Origin of the sequence: Streptomyces solicavernae, from assembly GCF_029968095.1 — a bacterium.
GTDB lineage: Bacteria > Actinomycetota > Actinomycetes > Streptomycetales > Streptomycetaceae > Streptomyces > Streptomyces solicavernae.
This window is the reverse complement of sequence record NZ_JASCIR010000055.1, coordinates 1-20,101: the sequence shown is the minus strand read 5'-3', so window position 1 is coordinate 20,101 and position 20,101 is coordinate 1. Positions and strand designations below refer to the sequence as shown.

The 20,101-nt window shown below is 72.0% G+C and carries 20 protein-coding genes and 1 pseudogene; 10 read left to right on the top strand and 11 right to left on the bottom strand.

Annotated elements, in window-relative coordinates; translation table 11 throughout:
* Positions 1–352 precede the first annotated feature (352 nt).
* Positions 353–817 (top strand): hypothetical protein, encoded by a 465-nt coding sequence (locus tag QIS99_RS31010; protein ID WP_282517076.1) that lies wholly within the window; start codon positions 353–355, stop codon positions 815–817.
* A gap of 77 nt (positions 818–894) precedes the next feature.
* Here QIS99_RS31010 and QIS99_RS31005 read toward each other — a convergent pair whose 3' ends face one another.
* From QIS99_RS31005 to QIS99_RS30980, 6 genes are all read right to left on the bottom strand, one after another.
* Complete coding sequence (locus tag QIS99_RS31005; RefSeq protein ID WP_282517075.1) at positions 895–1,857, bottom strand: hypothetical protein; 963 nt, start codon at positions 1,855–1,857, stop codon at positions 895–897.
* A gap of 79 nt (positions 1,858–1,936) precedes the next feature.
* On the bottom strand, positions 1,937–2,551 hold the full coding sequence (locus QIS99_RS31000; protein ID WP_282517074.1) for a Maf family protein: 615 nt from the start codon (positions 2,549–2,551) through the stop codon (positions 1,937–1,939).
* 200 nt (positions 2,552–2,751) lie between these two features.
* Positions 2,752–4,218, bottom strand: coding sequence for a peptidoglycan D,D-transpeptidase FtsI family protein (locus tag QIS99_RS30995; protein ID WP_282517073.1), 1,467 nt, complete (start codon positions 4,216–4,218; stop codon positions 2,752–2,754).
* Between the two features lie 104 nt (positions 4,219–4,322).
* Entirely contained in the window at positions 4,323–4,451 is a 129-nt protein-coding gene (mmpB, locus tag QIS99_RS30990; RefSeq protein ID WP_282517072.1) for a morphogenic membrane protein MmpB, read from the bottom strand.
* Positions 4,452–4,621: 170 nt separating this feature from the next.
* Positions 4,622–4,831: an acyl-CoA carboxylase epsilon subunit gene (locus QIS99_RS30985; protein ID WP_282517071.1), complete on the bottom strand. Its 210-nt coding sequence runs from the start codon at positions 4,829–4,831 to the stop codon at positions 4,622–4,624.
* Between the two features lie 16 nt (positions 4,832–4,847).
* On the bottom strand, positions 4,848–6,446 hold the full coding sequence (locus tag QIS99_RS30980; RefSeq protein WP_282517070.1) for an acyl-CoA carboxylase subunit beta: 1,599 nt from the start codon (positions 6,444–6,446) through the stop codon (positions 4,848–4,850).
* A gap of 153 nt (positions 6,447–6,599) precedes the next feature.
* Between QIS99_RS30980 and QIS99_RS30975 the strand changes: the two genes are divergently transcribed.
* From QIS99_RS30975 to hutH, 5 genes are all read left to right on the top strand, one after another.
* Complete coding sequence (locus tag QIS99_RS30975; RefSeq protein WP_282517069.1) at positions 6,600–7,565, top strand: biotin--[acetyl-CoA-carboxylase] ligase; 966 nt, start codon at positions 6,600–6,602, stop codon at positions 7,563–7,565.
* Between the two features lie 357 nt (positions 7,566–7,922).
* Complete coding sequence (locus QIS99_RS30970; RefSeq protein WP_282517068.1) at positions 7,923–9,047, top strand: adenylate/guanylate cyclase domain-containing protein; 1,125 nt, start codon at positions 7,923–7,925, stop codon at positions 9,045–9,047.
* 247 nt (positions 9,048–9,294) lie between these two features.
* Positions 9,295–10,083, top strand: coding sequence for an enoyl-CoA hydratase/isomerase family protein (locus QIS99_RS30965; protein ID WP_282517067.1), 789 nt, complete (start codon positions 9,295–9,297; stop codon positions 10,081–10,083).
* A 291-nt stretch (positions 10,084–10,374) separates the two neighbouring features.
* A complete protein-coding gene (locus QIS99_RS30960; protein WP_282517066.1) occupies positions 10,375–11,574 on the top strand; it encodes a GGDEF domain-containing protein in 1,200 nt (399 codons plus the stop codon).
* 68 nt (positions 11,575–11,642) lie between these two features.
* On the top strand, positions 11,643–13,172 hold the full coding sequence (hutH, locus tag QIS99_RS30955) for a histidine ammonia-lyase (RefSeq protein ID WP_282517065.1): 1,530 nt from the start codon (positions 11,643–11,645) through the stop codon (positions 13,170–13,172).
* 113 nt (positions 13,173–13,285) lie between these two features.
* On the opposite strand, the gene QIS99_RS30950 is transcribed toward hutH, so the two are convergent.
* Entirely contained in the window at positions 13,286–13,549 is a 264-nt protein-coding gene (locus tag QIS99_RS30950) for an LPXTG cell wall anchor domain-containing protein (protein WP_282517064.1), read from the bottom strand.
* Between the two features lie 106 nt (positions 13,550–13,655).
* Here QIS99_RS30950 and QIS99_RS30945 point away from each other — a divergent pair, with 106 nt between their 5' ends.
* Entirely contained in the window at positions 13,656–14,042 is a 387-nt protein-coding gene (locus QIS99_RS30945) for a hypothetical protein (RefSeq protein WP_282517063.1), read from the top strand.
* Positions 14,043–14,244: 202 nt separating this feature from the next.
* Positions 14,245–15,510 carry a L,D-transpeptidase gene (locus QIS99_RS30940; protein ID WP_282517062.1) on the top strand — a complete coding sequence of 422 codons (1,266 nt, stop codon included), beginning with the start codon at positions 14,245–14,247 and terminating at the stop codon, positions 15,508–15,510.
* Positions 15,511–15,721: 211 nt separating this feature from the next.
* Here QIS99_RS30940 and QIS99_RS30935 read toward each other — a convergent pair whose 3' ends face one another.
* A complete protein-coding gene (locus QIS99_RS30935; protein ID WP_282517061.1) occupies positions 15,722–16,699 on the bottom strand; it encodes a helix-turn-helix transcriptional regulator in 978 nt (325 codons plus the stop codon).
* 127 nt (positions 16,700–16,826) lie between these two features.
* Here QIS99_RS30935 and QIS99_RS30930 point away from each other — a divergent pair, with 127 nt between their 5' ends.
* Together QIS99_RS30930 and QIS99_RS30925 are read left to right on the top strand one after the other, a co-directional pair.
* A complete protein-coding gene (locus tag QIS99_RS30930) occupies positions 16,827–17,876 on the top strand; it encodes an NAD(P)-dependent alcohol dehydrogenase (RefSeq protein ID WP_282517060.1) in 1,050 nt (349 codons plus the stop codon).
* A gap of 239 nt (positions 17,877–18,115) precedes the next feature.
* Positions 18,116–18,502 (top strand): VOC family protein, encoded by a 387-nt coding sequence (locus tag QIS99_RS30925; protein WP_282517059.1) that lies wholly within the window; start codon positions 18,116–18,118, stop codon positions 18,500–18,502.
* Here QIS99_RS30925 and QIS99_RS30920 read toward each other — a convergent pair.
* The 3 genes and pseudogenes from QIS99_RS30920 to msrA form a co-directional block, all read right to left on the bottom strand.
* A pseudogene (locus QIS99_RS30920) lies at positions 18,452–18,730 on the bottom strand (AraC family transcriptional regulator); the annotation flags it as partial. The gene QIS99_RS30925 and the pseudogene QIS99_RS30920 overlap by 51 nt on opposite strands.
* Before the next feature lie 21 nt (positions 18,731–18,751).
* A complete protein-coding gene (locus QIS99_RS30915; RefSeq protein ID WP_282517058.1) occupies positions 18,752–19,162 on the bottom strand; it encodes a VOC family protein in 411 nt (136 codons plus the stop codon).
* A gap of 104 nt (positions 19,163–19,266) precedes the next feature.
* Complete coding sequence (gene msrA / locus QIS99_RS30910; RefSeq protein WP_282517077.1) at positions 19,267–19,932, bottom strand: peptide-methionine (S)-S-oxide reductase MsrA; 666 nt, start codon at positions 19,930–19,932, stop codon at positions 19,267–19,269.
* Between the last annotated feature and the right edge of the window lie 169 nt (positions 19,933–20,101).

The window sequence follows — 20,101 nt, the reverse complement described above, 5'->3', positions numbered from 1 at the left end:
GCTCCCTCCTTGAAACAAGCTGAGTTTAGGGACTGCCGACACGACCAATCGACCCGTCCCCTATGGTGAGCTTGCCCACACGGAGCGTTATTCGAGGGGTGCTTGAGTCGCGAAATCCCTTGTCGCACCACGGTACGACGGGATCGTGAACCGCACAGTAACGGGACGGTGTGGCGCAGGTCTCTGTCTGCGGGGGCAGTGGCCGCTCGGGATTCTTTGTGGAGTCCCTACGAACGGGGGTGGCAATCTTTGCCTCGCCGCGGAGTCTTGTCCCGTCGTATACCCGTTAGTAGCGTTCGTGGTGCCCTCGGACCTACCGGGGGTAACGGCGTGGGGAAGTGGGTGGGGCGCCGTGGCGCGCAGACCGGTGGCCCTGGTGGCCGCGCTCGTGCTCGTCGTGGAGGCGGTCGGCCTCGCGTGGCTGAACTGGTTCCTCGGTGTGGTCGTGGACAACCAGCAGATGTCCCTGGCCGGTCTCGATCCGCATGCGATGACCGTGGGTTCCTGGGTGGCGGGCGGCCTGATCGGGCTCTATCTGCTGCTGTGCGCCGGGGTGCTGCTCCGTACCGGGCTGCGGGACCGGGCCCCCGGCGGGCTCGGCCGCACCGTGCTGATCTCGGCGGCGGTGCTGCACGCCGTGCTCGGCGCGCTCTCGGTGGGCCTGGCGGGCTGGCCGGCCTTCGCGTTCCTGATGGCCGTACTCGGGCTGCTCGTCCTGACCCTGGTCGCGTACGGGGAGCACGCGCGGGAGGAGGGCGAGCAGGGCTCGGACGGTACGCCGACGACCGCCGCCGCGAACGGCCCGAGCCCCGCCTGAGCGGAAACCGCTCCGGTCAACCCGGGTGGGAGAGCAGGCTCAGCCCTGGTAGGCCAGTTCAGCCCCGGCAGGCAGGCTCAGCCCTGGTAGACCATCGTGCAGAGCAGCGTGTCGCCGTTGTCGACGGTCCAGGACCAGTACGTCGTCCGGTCGTTCTGCACGCGTCGGCAGAGGCTGGCGTCCGTGCCCTTGGACGTGTTGTAGACGCCCGTGATGTGCATGATCTGGTTGTACGCGCTGGGCACCTTCTCGGCGGTGCAGTCGACCGCGGTCATCGGGCCCATGCCGGTGATCTTGTTGTTCGCCTGGTTGGCGAGGAAGCAGCCGCCCTTGTGGTAGATCCGCGTGAGGCAGAGCTGGGTGGTCTCGCCGGAGGTGGGCGAGCTGTACGTCCAGGTGGCCTGGTTGGTGCCGCTGTCGCAGCCGCCGGTGGTGCCGGTGACCTGGACGAGGGCGTCCTCGCTCTTGCAGGAGACCGGGTCCGGGGGCGTCTCGGAGCTCCAGTCGAGGGTGCTCGTACCGCCGTGGCCGGTGTCCCACAGGGGCAGGCAGTCGCCGGAGGTGACGTCCTTGAAGGCGCTCTCGGTGGGGTCGGGGGCGGCCGTGGTGGCGTCCGCGCCGGGCTGGGAGTCGACGCCGCCGGAGCCGGAGGAGCCGTCGGTGGGCGCGGCGGAGACGCCGGGGGAGTCGGAGGACTTGTCGTCGCTGTCGCCGCCGAAGGGGTTGGGGACGAGGAAGAAGACGACGGCGGCGATCAGGGCGAGGACCAGGACGCCGACGATGGCCAGGACGATCGCGGTCGTGGAGCCGTTGTTGCCGCGCGGCGGCGGGGGCGGGAACGGCCCCTGGCCCTGCGGCCCGAACGGCCCACCGGGAGGCGGCCCTTGGGGCGGGCCCTGCGGAGATCCCTGCGGCGGGCCCTGTGGCGGGCCCTGTGGCGGTCCGAAGCCGGAGCCGCCCGGCGGCGGACCCTGGGGCGGTCCCGGCGGGCCCTGCGCCGGGCCGAACTGGCCCTCGGGCGGGCCGAACGAGTTGCTCATCTTCTCCCCCGGAACGTGCGATGCGTATGGCCCGAGGATGGTATCCGGCGCCGGACAGGGAGGCCGCCGGGGTGCCCGCTCAGGCGGCCGGGCTCCACAGCTCGGTGATGCCGACGCCGAGCTCGGCGAGCAGCCTGCGGAGCAGCGGCAGGCTGAGGCCGATGACGTTGCCGTGGTCGCCCTCGATGCCGTCGACGAACGGCGCCGAGCGGCCGTCGAGCGTGAACGCCCCTGCCACGTACAGGGGTTCGCCGCTCGCGACGTACGCGGCGATCTCCGCGTCGGACGGCTCCCCGAAGCGGACCGTGGTGGACGCGGTGGCGGAGGTGCGGCGTCCGGTGGCCGTGTCGATCACGCAGTGGCCGGTCTGCAGGACGCCCGCGCGGCCGCGCATCGCCTTCCAGCGGGCGGTGGCCTCCTCGGCGTCGGCGGGCTTGCCGAGCGCCGCGCCGTCGAGTTCGAGCACCGAGTCGCAGCCGACGACCAGGGCGCCCGCGGCCTCCGCGCGCCCGGCGACCGCCGCCGCCTTGGCCTCGGCGAGGACCCGGGCCAGCTCGCCCGGGGTGGGTGCGGTCAGCGCGTCCTCGTCCACCCCGCTGACGATCACCTCGGGCTCGATCCCCGCCTGACGCAGGAGCCCGAGCCGGGCGGGGGACTGGGAGGCGAGGACGAGGCGGCGGCGCTGATCGGTCATGGGGAGAGCGTAGCCACGAACGGGCGAACGCTTCACGGGCCCCTGCCCCCAAAGACGACGAACGCCCCACGAGCCCCTCCCCGAGCGAGAGGGTCCGTGGGGCGCCGCGCGGTCCGAGGAGGGCGGTGTCCGGTCCGAGGTGGGCGGTGTCCGGTCCGAGGTGGGCGGTGTCCGGTCCGAGGCGGGCCTCGGCGGGTGGGTCAGCCCTTCTTCAGGACCGCCTCCATGACGGCCTTGGCGATCGGCCCGCCCAGCTTGCCGCCCGCGATCTGGTCGCGCGGGATGTCCTGTCCCGGGTCCACGAAGACGGCCACGGCGACCTTCTTGCCCTCGGCGTTCTTCCCGTACGAGATGAACCAGGCGTACGGCGGCAGCTTGTTGTCGACGCCGTGCTGGGCCGTGCCGGTCTTGGCGCCGACCTCGATGCCGTCGATCAGGGCGGGCTTGCCCGAGCCCTGTTCGGCGGTGAAGACCATGGCCTCGCGGACCTTGTCCGCGGTCTCGGCCGAGATCGGCTGCGCCATCTCCTTCGGCTCGGTCTTCTCCAAGGTGCCCAGGTCGGGGCCGCGCAGCTCGTCGATCATGTGCGGCTTCATCAGCTTGCCGTCGTTGGCGATGGCGGAGGCGATCATGGCGATCTGCAGCGGGCTGGCGGTCAGGGAGCCCTGGCCGATGCCGGTGAGGGCGGTCTGCGGCCTGTTGATGTCGGTCGGGTAGACGGACTTGCCGGCCCGTACCGGAATGTCCAGCTTCGGGTTGTTGAAGCCGAACTTCTCGGCGGTCGCGCGCATCTCGTCCGCGCCGATCTCGGCGGCGAGCTTGGCGAAGACGGTGTTGCAGGAGTACTGCATGGCGACCTTGAGCGAGGCGTTCTCGCACACGCCGCTCTTGTTCAGGTTCGGCAGCTCGGTCCTGGTGTCGGGCAGCATCCACGGCTCGGGGGTGTCCGTGGGGGCGTTGATGTCGGTGACCCGGCCGGACTCGATGGCGGCGGCCGCGGTGAGCACCTTGAAGGTCGAGCCGGGGGCGTACGTCTCCTTGAGAGCACGGTTCCGCAGCGGCTTGTCCTCGTCCTTGTTGAGCTTCTGCCAGGCCTTCGCGTCCTTCGCGGACATGCCCGCGAAGGTGGAGGGGTCGTACGAGGGGGTGGAGACGAGGGCGAGGACCCGGCCGGTGTCCGGGTCGAGCGCCGCGACGCCGCCCTTGAGGTCGCCCAGGCCCTCGTACGCGGCCTTCTGCGCGTCCGGGTCGATGGTGGTGACGACGTCGCCGCCGCGCTGTTCCTCGTTGGTGAACATGTTGAGCGTGTTCTTCAGGAACAGCCGGTCGTCGGTGCCGGAGAGCAGTTCGTCGTTGAGGGCCTCCAGCTGGTTGGCGCCGAAGGCCTGGGAGGCGTAGCCGGTGACGGCCGCGTACATCGGGCCGTCCTTGAAGGTCCGCTTGTACTTGAAGTCGGTGCCCTCGACCGCCTTGGACCCGGTGATCCGCTTGCCGTCGACGATGATGTCGCCGCGCGGCTTCGCGTACCGCTCGATGGAGACGCGGCGGTTCTTCTCGTGCTTGGCGAGCGGGTCGCTCTGCGCGTACTGGATCCAGTTGGCGCGTATCAGCAGTGCGAGCACGAGCAGCCCGCAGAACACGGCAATGTGCCGCAGAGGTCTGTTCACCGGCTACCGAACCCTTTCGATCAATCCATTCCGAGGAAGTAGGACGAAGGGTACGGCCCGATGGTTGCGCCGGGCGCCGCGGGCCGTGGTGCGCGCGGGCGCGGTCAGGGGGCTCCGAGCACGAGCATCGCCAGGATCATCGCGAGCGCGAGGACGAGCCCGGCGCGCCTCAACATCGCCTGGGTTTCCCGGAGTTCCTCCGGTGGCTCGTCTTTCGGGTCGGACCAGAGCATGAGGTCGATGGTCCCGGCTGCGGGGGTGCGGGCGCCTGAGTACGCGTACTCAGTTGAGCACTCACCCACAACGCCGGAGGGGCTGATGTTCAGCCCCTCCGGCGATGGAGACGGGTTGCCCAGGGTCTGTCCCGCGAAGATCCGCCGGACAGGCCCGAGCCGGACAGGCCCTAGCCGGGCCAGTACGTGCGGGCCCAGGTCTGCGGCCCCGGCTGCGGCAGCCGGTGGCGGGCCACCCGCGCCGGGTCGGACCACGCGTCCGCGGGCGCGGGCGCCGAGCCCTGCACCGCGGACGCGAGCGCCGCGGTGCGGGCCTGGACCACCGCCAGTGCGGCGGCCAGCTCCTCCGGGGTCGGATTGCCCCGTACGACCTTGATCATCGGTCCTCCTCCAGGCCTACAGGGGAATGTTGCCGTGCTTCTTCGGCGGCAGGGACTCCCGCTTGGTGCGCAGCGTGCGCAGCCCGCGGACGATCTGGCGGCGCGTCTCGGACGGCATCACCACGGCGTCGATGTATCCGCGCTCGGCGGCCGTGTACGGGTTCAGGAGCGTGTCCTCGTACTCCTGGATCAGCTGCTCCCGGACGTCCTCGCGGTCGGACTCCGCGGTCTCCGCGATCGTGCGGCGGTGCAGGATGTTCACCGCGCCCTGCGCGCCCATCACCGCGATCTGCGCCGTCGGCCAGGCGAGATTCAGGTCGGCGCCGAGGTGCTTGGAGCCCATCACGTCGTACGCGCCGCCGAACGCCTTGCGCGTGATGATCGTGATCAGCGGGACCGTGGCCTCCGCGTACGCGTAGATCAGCTTGGCGCCGCGGCGGATGATGCCGGTGTGCTCCTGCTCGACGCCCGGCAGGAAGCCCGGCACGTCGACGAAGGTCAGCACCGGGACGTTGAACGCGTCGCAGGTGCGCACGAAGCGCGCGGCCTTCTCGGAGGCGTCGATGTCCAGGCAGCCCGCGAACTGCATCGGCTGATTGGCGACGATGCCCACCGGGTGGCCCTCGACCCGGCCGAAGCCGGTCACGATGTTCGGCGCGAACAGCGCCTGCGTCTCGAAGAACTCCCCGTCGTCCAGGACGTGTTCGACGACCGTGTGCATGTCGTACGGCTGGTTCGCGCTGTCCGGGATCAGCGTGTCCAGCTCGCGGTCCTCGTCGTTCGTCTCCAGGTCCGCCTCCTCCGGGAAGGCGGGCGGCTCGGAGAGGTTGTTCGACGGCAGGTACGAGAGCAGCGACTTGACGTACTCGATCGCGTCCTTCTCGTCCCCGGCCATGTGATGGGCCACGCCCGAGGCGGAGTTGTGCGTACGGGCTCCGCCCAGCTCCTCGAAGCCGACGTCCTCGCCGGTGACGGTCTTGATGACGTCGGGCCCGGTGATGAACATGTGCGAGGTCTGGTCGACCATCACCGTGAAGTCGGTGATCGCCGGGGAGTACACCGCGCCGCCCGCGCACGGGCCGACGACCAGGCTGATCTGCGGAATCACGCCCGACGCATGGGTGTTGCGGCGGAAGATCTCGCCGTACATGCCGAGGGCCATGACGCCCTCCTGGATGCGGGCGCCGCCGGAGTCGTTGATGCCGACGACCGGGCAGCCCGTCTTCAGGGCGAAGTCCATGACCTTCATGATCTTCTGCCCGAAGACCTCGCCGAGGGCCCCGCCGAAGACCGTGAAGTCCTGCGAGAACACGGCCACCGGGCGGCCGTCGACCGTGCCGTACCCGGTCACGACGCCGTCGCCGTACGGCTTGTTGGCGTCCAGGCCGAAGGAGGTCGAGCGGTGCCGGGCGAACTCGTCCAGCTCGACGAACGAACCCTCGTCCAGGAGCAGGCCGATGCGCTCACGCGCCGTCAACTTGCCTTTGGCGTGCTGTTTTTCCACGGCCCGCGCCGAACCGGCGTGCGTCGCCTCTTCGATGCGACGCTGCAGATCCGCGATCTTGCCTGCGGTGGTGTGGATGTCGATGGCGCTCTGCGCTTCCGGCTCGGACATCGGGGGTGCGGCTCCCTGGCTGGTCACGGGTTGGGGGACGTGCGCGGGTGGGACTCGGCGGCTGCGGGTGGGACTCGGCGGCTACTGATCCGTAGCGTAATGGCGCGGGCACGCCTCGGCAGTGCGGCATTTACCACACCTAGGCTGTCTTGCATGACGCCATCGAAGTCCTCAGGATCTGCGCACGAGCCCGCCGCGAACCCCACGCCGGTCGCCGGTGCGAACGCCGAATCCGGCCTCGGCTCCGGCTCCGGTTTCGGCTCCGGCCGCGACTCCGGCTCCGGCCCCTGGTCCGACCTGGACCGGCCGCCGCTGAGCGCCGCTTCGCTGCGCCGGGCGCTGGTCCGGCCCGGCGGACTGTGGACCGTGCTCGACGTCGTGTCCAGCACCGGCTCCACCAACGTCGACCTCGCCGCCCGGGCCGTGGACGACCCCGAGGGCGCCGTCCTGATCGCCGAGAAGCAGACCGCGGGCCGCGGCCGCCTGGACCGCAGCTGGTCGGCGCCCGCGCGCTCCGGGATCTTCCTCTCCGTCCTGCTCAAGCCGCGCGAGGTGCCGGTCGAGCGGTGGGGCTGGCTGCCGCTGCTCGCCGGGGTCGCCACGGCCACCGCGCTCTCCCGCACCGCCGGCGTCGACACCGCCCTGAAGTGGCCCAACGACCTGCTCGTCACCGTCGAGGGCGAGGAGCGCAAGGCGGGCGGCATCCTCGCCGAGCGGGCCGGCGCGGGCGAGGAGGCCGGGGTGGTCCTCGGCATCGGCCTCAACATCACGCTCACCGCCGACGAGCTCCCCGTACCCGGCGCGGGCTCCCTCGCCCTCGCCGGCGCCAAGTCCACCGACCGCGACCCGCTGGTCCGCGCCGTGCTCCGCTCCCTTGAGCAGTGGTACGGCGACTGGCGTGCGGCGGGCGGCGACCCGGCCGCGTCCCGGCTGCAGGAGACGTACGCGGCGGGCTGCGCGACCCTCGGCCGCCGGGTGCGCGCCGAACTCCCCGGCGACCGCACCCTGACCGGCGAGGCCACCGCCCTGGACGCGGACGGCCGACTGGTCGTCACGACCGCCGACGGCTCCCGCGAGGCGGTCGGGGCGGGGGATGTGGTGCACGTGCGGGCGGAGTGAGCCCGGGCGGGGGGCGCGGGCGGGCGCGGGCGGGGCGGGCGCCGCGCCCCCTGGGGCCGGGGTTGACGGGGTTGACGGGGTGGCCGGGGTTGCCGGGGTGGCCGGGGTTGCCGGGGTGGCCGAAGCGGCCAGGGGTGGTTGAAGCAGCCGAGGGGACCGGGGTGGCCGAAGCGGCCAGGGTGGCCGGAGTGGCCGGAGTGGCCGGAGAGCCGGAGGTGACGGGGCAGTGTGCCCAGCGGCAAGCGTCTCGAATCCGGGACGGACGGGATCCCCAGCCATACGTGAGGCACCCCACACCTGCCGTATCGTGGGGCCCGGTCGTTATCAGACCGCGACAGACCGGAAGGGCAACACGCAGTGACCGTCGACGACTCGGGCGCAGGCACGGGCACCCACCCCGCCCCCCGCGCTGCCGACGACGCCACGGGCGATCACGCGGACGATCCGCTCGCCCTCCGGCTCGAACAGCTGATCCTCGGTGCCGAGCGGCGTTACACGGCCTTCCAGGCGGCCCGTACGGCGGGCGTCTCCATGGAGCTGGCGTCCCGGTTCTGGCGGGCCATGGGCTTCCCCGACATCGGCCAGGCCAAGGCGCTCACCGAGGCGGACGTGCTCGCCCTGCGGCGCCTCGCGGGCCTCGTCGAGGCGGGCCTGCTCAGCGAGGCGATGGCCGTGCAGGTGGCCCGCTCCACCGGGCAGACCACCGCCCGCCTGGCCGAGTGGCAGATCGACTCGTTCCTGGAGGGCCTCACCGAGCCGCCCGAGCCGGGCATGACCCGCACCGAGGTGACGTACCCGCTGGTCGAGCTGCTGCTGCCGGAGCTGGAGGAGTTCCTCGTGTACGTCTGGCGGCGCCAGCTCGCCGCCGCCACCAGCCGGGTCGTGCAGGCCGGGGACGACGAGGAGATGGTCGACCGGCGCCTGGCCGTCGGCTTCGCCGACCTCGTCGGATTCACGCGGCTGACCCGGCGCATGGAGGAGGAGGAGCTCGGCGAGCTCGTCGAGGCCTTCGAGACCACCGCCGCCGACCTCGTCGTCGCGCACGGCGGCCGCCTCATCAAGACCCTCGGCGACGAGGTCCTGTTCGCCGCCGACGACGCGGGCACGGCCGCCGAGATCTCGCTCCGCCTGATCGAGACGATGGCCAACGACGAGACGATGCCCGCGCTGCGCGTCGGCATCGCCTTCGGCACGGTCACGACCCGCATGGGCGACGTGTTCGGCACGACGGTCAACCTCGCCAGCCGGCTCACCTCGATAGCGCCCAAGGACGCCGTCCTGGTCGACGGGGCCCTCGCCGAGGAGCTCACCAGGACCGGCGACGCCCCCGCCTCCGAGTCCGAGGCGGCCGCGGAGGCCGAGCGGGCCGAGAAGGAGGGCACCGAGCCGGTCGCGTACCGCTTCGGGCTGCAGCCGATGTGGCAGCGGCCCGTGCGCGGCCTCGGCATGATCGAGCCCTGGCTGCTGTCGCGGCGCGACTGAGGGCGGCGCTGACCTCGGGTTTCCCGGGTTATCCACAGGCGCGGAAGTTGCCTCTTGGCGGGGCCGCCCCGGCCTGACATGATCGCTTGGTAACGGTCGTTAACCGGCTGATCCAGCAGTCTGATCCGTCAGTCTGTTCCAGCAGTCGGATCCAGCAGTCTGATCCGTCAGTCTGTTCCAGCAGTCGGATCCAGCAGTGTGATCGGTCAGTCTGATTCCAGCAGTGTGATCCAGGGGCGGAGGCGCCATGTCAGAGCAGCGGTTCGGGGAGCACGTCGTCGTGAGGCGGCACGAGTACGTGGCCGAGTTCGTGCTCGACCGCCCGAAGGCTATGAACGCCGTGTCCACGGCGATGGCCCGTTCCATCGGTGCCGCCTGCCGCGCCCTCGGCGACGACCCGGACGTACGCGTCACCGTCCTCACCTCCACCCACGAGCGGGCCTTCTGCGTCGGCGCGGATCTGAAGGAGCGCAACTCCTTCTCCGACGCCGAGCTGGTCCGCCAGCGGCCCACCACCCGTGCCGCCTACACCGGCGTGCTCGAACTCCCCATGCCGACCATCGCCGCCGTGCACGGCTTCGCCCTCGGCGGCGGCTTCGAACTCGCCCTGGCCTGCGACTTGATCGTGGCCGACGCCACCGCCGTGGTCGGCCTGCCCGAGGTGTCCGTCGGCGTCATCCCCGGCGGCGGCGGTACGCAGCTCCTGCCGCGCCGGGTCGGGGCCGCGCGCGCCGCCGAGCTGGTGTTCAGCGCGCGGCGCGTGGAGGCGGACGAGGCGCGGGAGTTGGGCCTCGTCGACCAGCTGGTCGAGGCGGGCCGGGACCGGGAGGAGGCGCTGGCCCTGGCCACCCGGATCGCCGGCAACTCGCCGGTGGGGCTGCGCGCGGCCAAGCGTGCGCTGCGGCTCGGTCAGGGGCTTGACCTGCGGTCGGGGCTCGATGTGGAGGACGCGGCGTGGCGGGCGGTGGCGTTCTCGGGGGACCGGGCGGAGGGGGTTGCGGCGTTCAACGAGAAGCGGAAGCCGGTGTGGCCCTGACTCATGTAGCCCTGACTCATGTAGCCCTGACTCATGTGGTCCGGCTCATGTGGTCCGGCTCTCGCCGGTGTCCGGGGCTCGGTGGGACGCCGTCCGGCTCGGTGCGACCGGTCTTATGGCGGCGGGGGGCCTTCTTGCGGCGGCTGCCGGCAGCGGGAGGCTGAGCGCGCCCCGCGGCGGAGCCGCGAATGGCCCGGAGCCGCAAATGTCACGACCCCGCGCCCCTTCGGTGCCCCCCGAGTAACCCGCCTGAAAGCGGCGAAGCGGGAGGAAACTCCCTAGCCTGGGGAGATGGCTGAGGAAGAGGCCCGGCTGCGGGCCGTCGTCGCGTTGGCGCAGGCCATGGCCGCCGCACACACCCCGCGGGAGTCCTGGCTGGCCGCCGCCCAGGGCGCACGCCGGGCCCTGGGCGGGAGCTTCGCCGCGCTCTCGGTGTGGGAGCGGCACCGCGGCCGCCTCCGGGTTCTGGTCAACGCGGGCGAACGGGCCCCGGACGAGGATGAGTTCCCGGAGGACGAGGCGTACCCGGTGCACCAGTTCCCGGAGATCACCGAGTTTCTGCACGAGCGCTGGGCCGGGGGCGGCGAGCCGGACGCCTGGGTCGAGACGGCGCGCGGGCCGGGCGGGGGCAGCACACCGGGCGGGGGCAGCACGCCGGGCTACTGGCGCCCGGAGGCACCTTCCAGCGGCAGCTGGGGGAGGGTCGCGGCGCTGCGCAGGCGCGGCCGGGGCAGCTGCGTGGTCGCGCCGATCGTGCTGCACGGGCGGGCCTGGGGCGAGTTGTACGTGGCACGACCGCTCGGCGCCGCGGAGTTCCAGCGGCCGGACGCGGACTTCGCGACCGTCCTCGCCTCCGTGATCGCCGCCGGGATCGCCCAGTTCGAGCGGCTGGAGGAGGCCCGCAGGCTCGCGTACACGGACGCCCTGACCGGCCTCGCCAACCGCCGTGCCGTCGACGCCCGCATGGACGAGGCGATCGAGCGGCACCGGGCGGACCCGCAGGGTGTCGTGGTCTCGCTGGTCGTCTGCGATCTGAACGGCCTCAAGCGGGTCAACGACACCCGGGGCCACGCGGTCGGCGACCGGCTGCTCGAACGGTTCGGCTCGGTGCTCTCGCTGTGCGGCGCGATGCTTCCCGGCGCGCTCGCGGCCCGGCTCGGCGGCGACGAGTTCTGCCTCCTGTCGACCGGTCCCAGTGCGGACGACGTGGTCCGGGTCGCCGGTGAACTCTGCGTACGAGGCGGTGAGTTGGAGCTCGGTGAGGGCGTCGCGTGCGGGGTGGCGTCGACCGGCGACCCGATCGGCCCGGTGCGCTCGGCCCGCCGCCTGTTCCGGCTCGCGGACGCCGCCCAGTACCGGGCCAAGGCCGCACGCTCCGACAAGCCCGTGGTGGCCGGGCGGGAGGGCCCGGACGACCCGGTCGTACGCCTCGCCGACGAGCCGGCCCCAACCCCACGCCAGGGCGAACGACGCCGGTTCCGGGGGCGGTGAGGGTGGAGAGGCGTGAGGGGGGTGAGGGTGCGGGAGGTACCGGAGGGGATGGCGGGGGCGGCGGGGGTGTGGTGCTCGGTGTGTCGGGTGTCACCGCGGGTGACGTCGTCGCCGTCGCCCGGTACGGCGCCCGGGTCGAGCTGTCGGACGAGGCCGAGGCGGCGCTCGCCGCGTCCCGGCGGATCGTCGACGCGCTCGCCGCCGAGCCGGGACCGGTGTACGGCGTCTCCACCGGCTTCGGCGCGCTCGCCACCCGGTACATCGGCCCCGGCCTCCGCGCACGGCTGCAGCGCAACATCGTCCGCTCGCACGCCGCAGGCCTGGGCCCGCGCGTGGAGCGCGAGGCCGTCCGGGCCATGATGTTCCTGCGCCTGAGGACGCTCTGCTCCGGCCGCACCGGCGTCCGCCCCGAGCTCGCACGGTCCCTGGCCGCCCTGCTGAACGCGGGCATCACCCCGGTCGTCCCCGAGTACGGCTCGCTCGGCTGCTCCGGCGACCTCGCACCGCTCGCCCACTGCGCCCTCACGCTGATCGGCGAGGGCGAGGCGGAGGGCCCCGACGGCACGGTGCGGCCCGCCGCCGGACTCCTCGCCGAGCGCGGGCTCGTACCCGTCGAACTCCGCGAGAAGGAAGGCCTCGCGCTGCTCAACGGCACCGACGGGATGCTCGGCATGCTGGTCCTGGCCCTCGCCGACCTGGACCTGCTCTACCGCAGCGCCGACATCACCGCCGCCCTCACCCTGGAGGCCCTGCTGGGCACCGACCAGGTCCTCGCGCCCGAGCTGCACGCCGTCCGCCCGCACCCCGGCCAGGCCGCCGCGGCCGCCAACATGCGGAAGGTGCTTGCCGGTTCGGGCCTCACCGGACACCACCAGGACGAGGCGCCGCGCGTCCAGGACGCCTACGCGGTGCGGTGCGCCCCGCAGGTCGCGGGCGCGGGCCGGGACACGCTCGCACACGCCCGTACGGTCGCGGAGCGGGAGCTGGCGGCGGACATCGACAACCCCGTCGTACTCCACGACGGCCGGGTCGAGTCCAACGGGAACTTTCACGGGGCGCCGCTCGCGTACGTACTGGACTTCCTCGCCGTCGCCGCCGCCGACCTCGGGTCGATCGCCGAGCGGCGCACGGACCGGCTGCTCGACCGGAGCCGTTCGCACGGCCTGCCGCCGTTCCTCGCCGACGACGCGGGCGTCGACTCGGGCCTGATGATCGCCCAGTACACGCAGGCCGCGCTGGTCGGCGAGATGAAGCGGCTCGCGGTGCCCGCGTCGGCCGACTCCATCCCGTCCTCGGCGATGCAGGAGGACCACGTCTCGATGGGCTGGTCGGCGGCGCGCAAACTCCGTACGGCGGTGGGGAGTCTGACGCGGATCCTGGCCGTCGAGCTGTACGCGGCGACGCGCGCGGTCGAGCTGCGCGCGGGCCTGGAACCCGCGCCCGCCTCGCGCGCAGTGATCGCGGCCGCACGCGTGGCCGGGCTCCAAGGCCCGGGCCCCGACCGGTACTTGGCGCCGGAACTGGCGGCGGCGGAGGAGTTCGTGCGCAGCGGCGCGCTGATCGCGGCGGCGGAGTCGGTGACGGGACCGCTGGCGTAGGGCCCGCGGCTCGGGCGAGCCCCCAGAGGGAGGACGCCCCAGGCGGGGCCCGCCCCGGGCGAGGCCCCCAGGGGAGACAGCCCCAGGGGAGACGTCCCCAGGCGAGACGTCCCTTAGGAGAACTGCGCCCGGCGGGCCGAGTACGCCACGAAGCCCGCCCCCGCGCCGAGGAAGAGGAGCCCGCCGACCACGTACGGGGTGGTGTTCACCGAGCCGGTCTCCGCGAGGCGGGTCTCGGCGTGGGCGGGGGCCTTCTCCGTGCGCTGGCGTTCCTCGTGCCGGTCGGCCGTCGCGTTCGCGGAGGGGACGAACCACAGCGCACCGAGTACGGAGGCCGCGGCGGTGGTGGTGAGCAGCGAGCGGCGTGCGGCGGACACGGGATCGATCCCCCTTGTGTGCTGGCGATTTGGCCGTGTGAGCTGATGCTAATGAAAGCCGCGGGTCGCGGGAAAGCCGGGTGGAGGCGGGGCTTACTCTCCGTCCATGAGCACTGCTGAGACCTCCCGTTATGTCCGGCTGAAGGTCGAACTCGTCCTGGACATCACCGACTCCGGCGCTCTCACCGGCGCCGCTCTGGACCGCATCGGACGTGACGCGTTCATGTCCGACGAGGAGCGGGCACACACCGAGTCGGCCGTACGGGAGGACGGGGCGGAGGCCCTCGCGTATCTGGTCGACCCCTTCGACCTGGTCGGCGAGGTCCCGGGCGTCGAGCTCGCCCAGGCGTCGTGGAGCAGCGAGCCGGTCGACTTTGACCCGGACGCGCCGGACTGGGACGACGACGGGGACGGGGACGGGGACGACGGCGTGGTCGACGACGTGGACGGGGACGGCGGCGCGGGCGCGAAGTCCCTGCCGGAGAGCCCCTGAAACGGGCCGGGTTCCCTCGCCCCCACACGTACTGCTAAAAACGGCAGGGTTACGGGCATACGCGCGCGTGGCCTTCCCCACATCTTCCGCACACCTGGAACCGGACGAACCGCCAGGGGTGTTCTCATGCATGACGGGAATGCCTCCGCGGGCTCCCGTACGGGGACATAGGGGGCATAGGGGACATGGGGATTCGGCAACGATGGAGAAGCGTGTGATGACGGCTCGGAAGCGGCGCAGGGGATTCATAGCCGCGTCTGCCCTGCTCAGTGGCGTACTGGTGCTCTCTGCCTGCAGCGGCGGCGACGAGGGCGGGGAGGCCGGCGACGCCGGTAAGAAGCCGCAGCGCCAGGCCGACGAGGCCGCCGCCAAGGAGACCTCGGCCGCGCAGATCAAGATCACGCCCAAGAACGGCGAGAAGAAGGCCAGCATCAACAACGCGGCCAAGGTGACCGTCAGCGACGGCACCCTCACCGAGGTCGAGATGCAGACCGCGGAGGGCACCGAGGTCGAGGGCACCCTCGCCGCCGACAAGAAGAGCTGGAAGCCCGACGCCCAGCTGGAGCGCGGTACGACGTACAAGGTCAGCGCCGTCGCGAAGGACAGCAAGGGCCGCGAGGCGCACGAGAACGCCAAGTTCACGACCGTGTCGTCCGCCAACAGCTTCATCGGCAACTTCACCCCGGACAACGGCAAGACCGTCGGTGTCGGCATGCCGGTGTCGATCAACTTCGACAAGGCGATCACCGACAAGGTCGCCGTCCAGAAGGGCATCGAGGTCAGCTCCAGCAGCGGCCAGGAGGTCGTCGGCCACTGGTTCAACGCCAACCGCCTGGACTTCCGCCCCGAGGACTACTGGCAGGAGGGCTCCACCGTGACCCTCAAGCTGGACCTCGACGGCGTCGAGGGCGCGGACGGCGTCTACGGCGTCCAGCAGAAGTCCGTGACCTTCAAGATCGGCCGCAACCAGGTCTCCACCGTCGACGCCAAGACGAAGACCATGACGGTCAAGCGGGACGGCAAGACCGTCAAGTCCATCCCGATCTCCGCGGGCTCCCCGGAGAACCCCACGTACAACGGCCAGATGGTGATCTCCGAGAAGTTCAAGGAGACCCGGATGAACGGCGCGACGGTCGGCTTCACCGACGACGACGGCAAGGGCGAGTACGACATCAAGGACGTCCCGCACGCGATGCGCCTGTCGACGTCCGGCACGTTCATCCACGGCAACTACTGGGGCGCCAAGTCGATCTTCGGCTCGGCCAACACCAGCCATGGCTGCATCGGCCTCTCCGACACCAAGGGCGCGGACGACCCGGACACCGCCGGTGCCTGGTTCTACGAGAACTCGCTGGTCGGCGACGTCGTGATCGTCAAGAACTCCCCGGACAAGACGATCACCGCGGACAACGGCCTCAACGGCTGGAACATGGACTGGTCCGAGTGGAAGGCCGGCTCCGCCGTCTGACCCGTTTCGCGCCTGTGCGACTTTCGCACCTGCACGACCATCGCTGCTGTACGACGCGGGCCCGCACCGGAAACGACCTCCGGTGCGGGCCCGCCTCCGTACACCTCACGCCGCCAGCTCCGTGCAGCTCACGCCGCCAGCTCCGTGCACCTCACGCAGGCTCCGTACATCTCACGCAGCCTCCGTACATCTCACGCAGCCTCCGTACGCCTCACGCAGGCTGCGCGCTCCACGACCCCAGCAGCCGCAGCGCCTCCGCCGACGCCGAGCCCGGCTCCGCGTGGAAGGTGACCAGATGCTGGTCGTGGCTGTCGGGCAGCGTCAGCGTCTCGTACGCGAGGGTCAGCTCGCCCACCACCGGGTGCCGGAGCACCTTCGTGCCGTGGCCGCGCTTCTGCACCGTGTGCGCCGCCCACAGCCGCCGGAAGTCCTCGCTCTTCACCGACAACTCCCCGACCAGCGAGGAGAGTTGGGGATCGTCCGGGTAGCAGCCCGCCTCCAGGCGCAGCACGCTCACCACCTCGACGGCCTTCGCCTCCCAGTCCCCGTACAGCTCCTGCGCCGCCGGGTCCAGGAACGTGTGCCGGGCCATGTTGCGCTCCTCGGGCGGCTGCGCCGCGAAGTCGCCGACCAGTGCGCACGCCATCCGGTTCCACGCGATCACGTCGAGGCGGCGGCCCAGGACGTACGCGGGAATGCCCTCCATCGCGTCGAGCAGATGCTGCAGCTGGACCCGCACCTGCTGCGGCCGCGCCGAGTGCTTCTTCTTCTTGCGGATCTGCTTCGGCTTGGCCAGGTGCGTGAGATGCCCGTGCTCCGTGTCCGACAGCTGCAGCGCCCGCGCGATCGCGTCCAGGACCTCCACCGACACGTTCTGCCCGTGCCCCTGCTCAAGGCGCGTGTAGTACGCCACCGACACGCCCGCGAGCTGCGCCAGCTCCTCCCGGCGCAGGCCCGGCACCCGGCGCCGCCGGCCGTAGTCGGGCAGCCCCACGTCCGCCGGCTTCAGCCGCGCCCTGCGGGTCCGCAGAAACTCGCCGAGCTGCGACTCCGCCGAGTGCCTGGCCGGCTGCGGGGCGCTTGGCCCGGGCGCGGCCGGGGCGCCGGGCCGGGAGGCGGAGGCGGAGGTGGAGGCGGAGGTGGAGGCGGAGGCGGAGGCGTCGATGGGGGACATGTCGATGGGGGACATTCGGCCAGTATCCCGCGCCCCTCGCGGTCGTACGAGGACGAGCCTGTCCTTGCCAGTGGTAGGAACCGCAGACGTACGCAGAGCAGAGGCCTGGGCAGACCGCGCGCGGAGCCGCAGGCTTGACGCCATGACAACCAGCACCTCCGTTCCCGCGTACGCCGCCCCCGCCGCCAAGGCCCCGCTGGAGCGCACCACCGTGCCGCGCCGCCCGGTCGGCGAGTTCGACGTACTGATCGACATCAAGTACGCGGGCATCTGCCACTCGGACATCCACCAGGCCACCGACGGCTGGGGCGAGGGCATCTTCCCGATGGTGCCCGGCCACGAGATCGCCGGCGTCGTCTCGGCGGTCGGCCCCGGCGTCACCAAGCACGCCGTCGGCGACCACGTGGGCGTCGGCTGCTTCGTCGACTCCTGCCGCGCCTGCGAGTACTGCGAGCAGGGCCTGGAGCAGTACTGCACCCAGGGCAACGTCGGCACGTACAACGCGCTCGACAAGGACGGCGAGCCCACCTACGGCGGCTACTCCACGCAGATCGTCGTCGACGAGAACTACACCCTCCGCATCCCCGACGGCCTCGCCCTCGACATCGCCGCGCCGCTGCTCTGCGCCGGCATCACGCTCTACTCGCCGCTGCGCCACTGGCAGGCGGGCCCCGGCAAGAAGGTCGCCATCGTGGGTCTGGGCGGCCTCGGCCACATGGGCGTGAAGATCGCGCACGCGCTCGGCGCTGAGGTGACCGTCCTCTCCCAGTCCCTCCGCAAGAAGGACGACGGGCTCCGCCTCGGCGCCGACGACTACCACGCCACCAGCGACCCGGCCACGTTCGAGGCGCTCGCCGGCCGCTTCGACCTGATCGTCTCCACGGTGTCCGCGCCGCTCGATCTGGACGCGTATCTGCGCCTGCTCAAGACGGACGGCGCGTTCGTGAACGTGGGCGCCCCCGAGGAGCCCAACGCGCTCAGCATGTTCTCGCTGATCGGCGGCCGCAAGACCCTCGCCGGTTCGATGATCGGCGGCATCGCGGAGACCCAGGAGATGCTGGACTTCTGCGCCGCGCACGGCCTGGGCGCGGAGATCGAGCTGATCCGCGCGGACCAGATCAACGAGGCGTACGAGCGGGTCCTGGCGAGCGATGTGCGCTACCGGTTCGTGATCGACGCTGCGACGATCTGAGCAGTCGGCCACCGCTCCGTCTTCGGCCCGGCTCCGTCTTCGGCCCGGCTCCGTTGTTCGGCCCGGCTCCGTTGTTCGGCTGTGGCGCCGTCGTGGCCGGTCGCGCAGTTCCCCGCGCCCCTTACGGGGCACGAGGCAAGGGGCGGAGTGGGGAAACCCTCTCCGCCCCGCGGCCTAGGCCTGATTCCTGATGGTGGGTGCGAGGGCTCCGCCCTAGCGTTCTCCGTGGAGGTGCAGAGATGACCATCGAGCTCAACCACACCATCGTCGCCGCCCACGACAAGAAGGCGTCCGCCGCCTTCCTCGCCGACCTGCTGGGACTCGAAGTCGGGCCGCCCTACGGCCCGTTCGTCCCGGTGCAGATCCCCAACGGGGTGACGCTCGACTACCTGGACGCGGGCGACGGCCCGATCACCTCGCAGCACTACGCCTTCCTCGTCTCCGAGGGCGAGTTCACCGAGATCTTCGGCCGCATCCAGGCCGCGGGCGTCGAGTTCTACGCGGACCCCGGCCACCGCCACGTCGGCGAGATCAACACCAACGACGGCGGCCGCGGCGCGTACTTCTCCGACCCCAACGGCCACAACCTGGAGATCCTCACGCGGCCGTACGGCAGCGGTTCCTAGGCCGCCGCCGCGCCGCAGCAGCAGGTACGCGTACGGGCACACCCCGTACGCCACCCGGAACTCCCGGCCCAGCTGCGCGGCGGACATCCCGGCGGCGCGGGCGAGCGCGTCGACGTCGAGGGGGCGCGCGTACTCCCGGTCGATCCGGTCCCGCACGCGGCGCAGGCGCGCGAACACATCGAGGCGCTGCGCCGTGACGCGTGCGCGCGCCCAGGAGGGGTGACACATCGGGCGCCTCCTGGACAGGCCCTAGCGGAGTTCCTGGATCCGGATGAGATTTCCCGCGGGGTCGCGGAACGCGCAGTCCCGGATGCCGTACGGCTGCTCCGTGGGCTCCTGCACGACCTCGCCGCCGCCGTCCCGCACCTGCGCGAACACCCCGTCGAGGTCCCGGCCCGCGAGCAGGATCCAGCCGTACGTGCCCTTCGCCATCATCTCGGCGATGGTCCGCCGCTCGTCCTCGGTGATCCCGGGGTCGGCGGCGGGCGGCGCGAGCAGGATGCTGGTGTCGGGCTGCCCGGCGGGGCCGACCGTGATCCAGCGCATCCGCCCCTGCCCCACGTCACTGCGGACCTCGAAGCCGAGAACGTCCCGATAGAAGCCGACCGAGGCCTCGGGATCGGTGTGCGGCAGCACGCTCGTGTGAATCGTGATGTCCATGCCCGCATGCTAGGTACGGGCCTGACACCCGCGCTTCTCGAATCCTGCCCGTTCACGGCCGTCCAGGGCGGGGGCAGCGGTCACCACAGCGGTCACCACAGCGGTCACCCGTCCGCCGGAGCCACCCCGATCGGGCAGGACACCCCTGTCCCGCCGATCCCGCAGTACCCGCCGGGGTTCTTGTCCAGGTACTGCTGGTGGTATCCCTCTGCCGCGTAGAACGGCCGCCCCTCCGCCGGAAGGATCTCCGTCGTGATCGTGCCGTGGCCCGAGCCCGTGAGGACCCGCTGGTAGGCCGACCGGGAGGACTCCGCCGCGGCCGACTGCTCCGGCGAGTGCGTGTGGATCGCCGAGCGGTACTGCGTGCCCACGTCGTTGCCCTGGCGGAAGCCCTGCGTCGGGTCGTGGCTCTCCCAGAACAGCTTCAGGAGCTGCTCGTACGAGACGACCGAGGGGTCGAAGACGACGCGGACGCCCTCCGTGTGCCCGGTCAGGCCCGAACAGGCCTCCTCGTACGTCGGGTTGGGGGTGAAGCCGCCCTGGTAGCCGACGAGCGTGGTCCAGACTCCGGGGGTCTGCCAGAACTTGCGCTCCGCGCCCCAGAAGCAGCCGAGCGCGAAGTCGGCCACCTCCAGGTGGTCCGGGTACGGCCCGAGCAGCGGGTTGCCCAGGACCGTGTGCCGCTCGGGGACCGCGTAGGCCCGCTCGGGGCGGCCGGCCAGGGCCTCCTCGGGGGTCGGCAGAACGGGCGTACGTCCGAAGAGCATCAGGTCCTCCAGAGGCAGGGGTGTGCGTACCGTCAACGTGCGGCGGCCCGGCGGAATTCCTCCGGGCCGCGGGGGGGGGGGCGCGGGGGGCCCCCCCCCCCCGGGGGGGCGGGGGGGGGGGGGGCGCCCCCGCGGCGCCCGCGCGGCCCCGCCCCCCCCCCGGAAGTGGGGA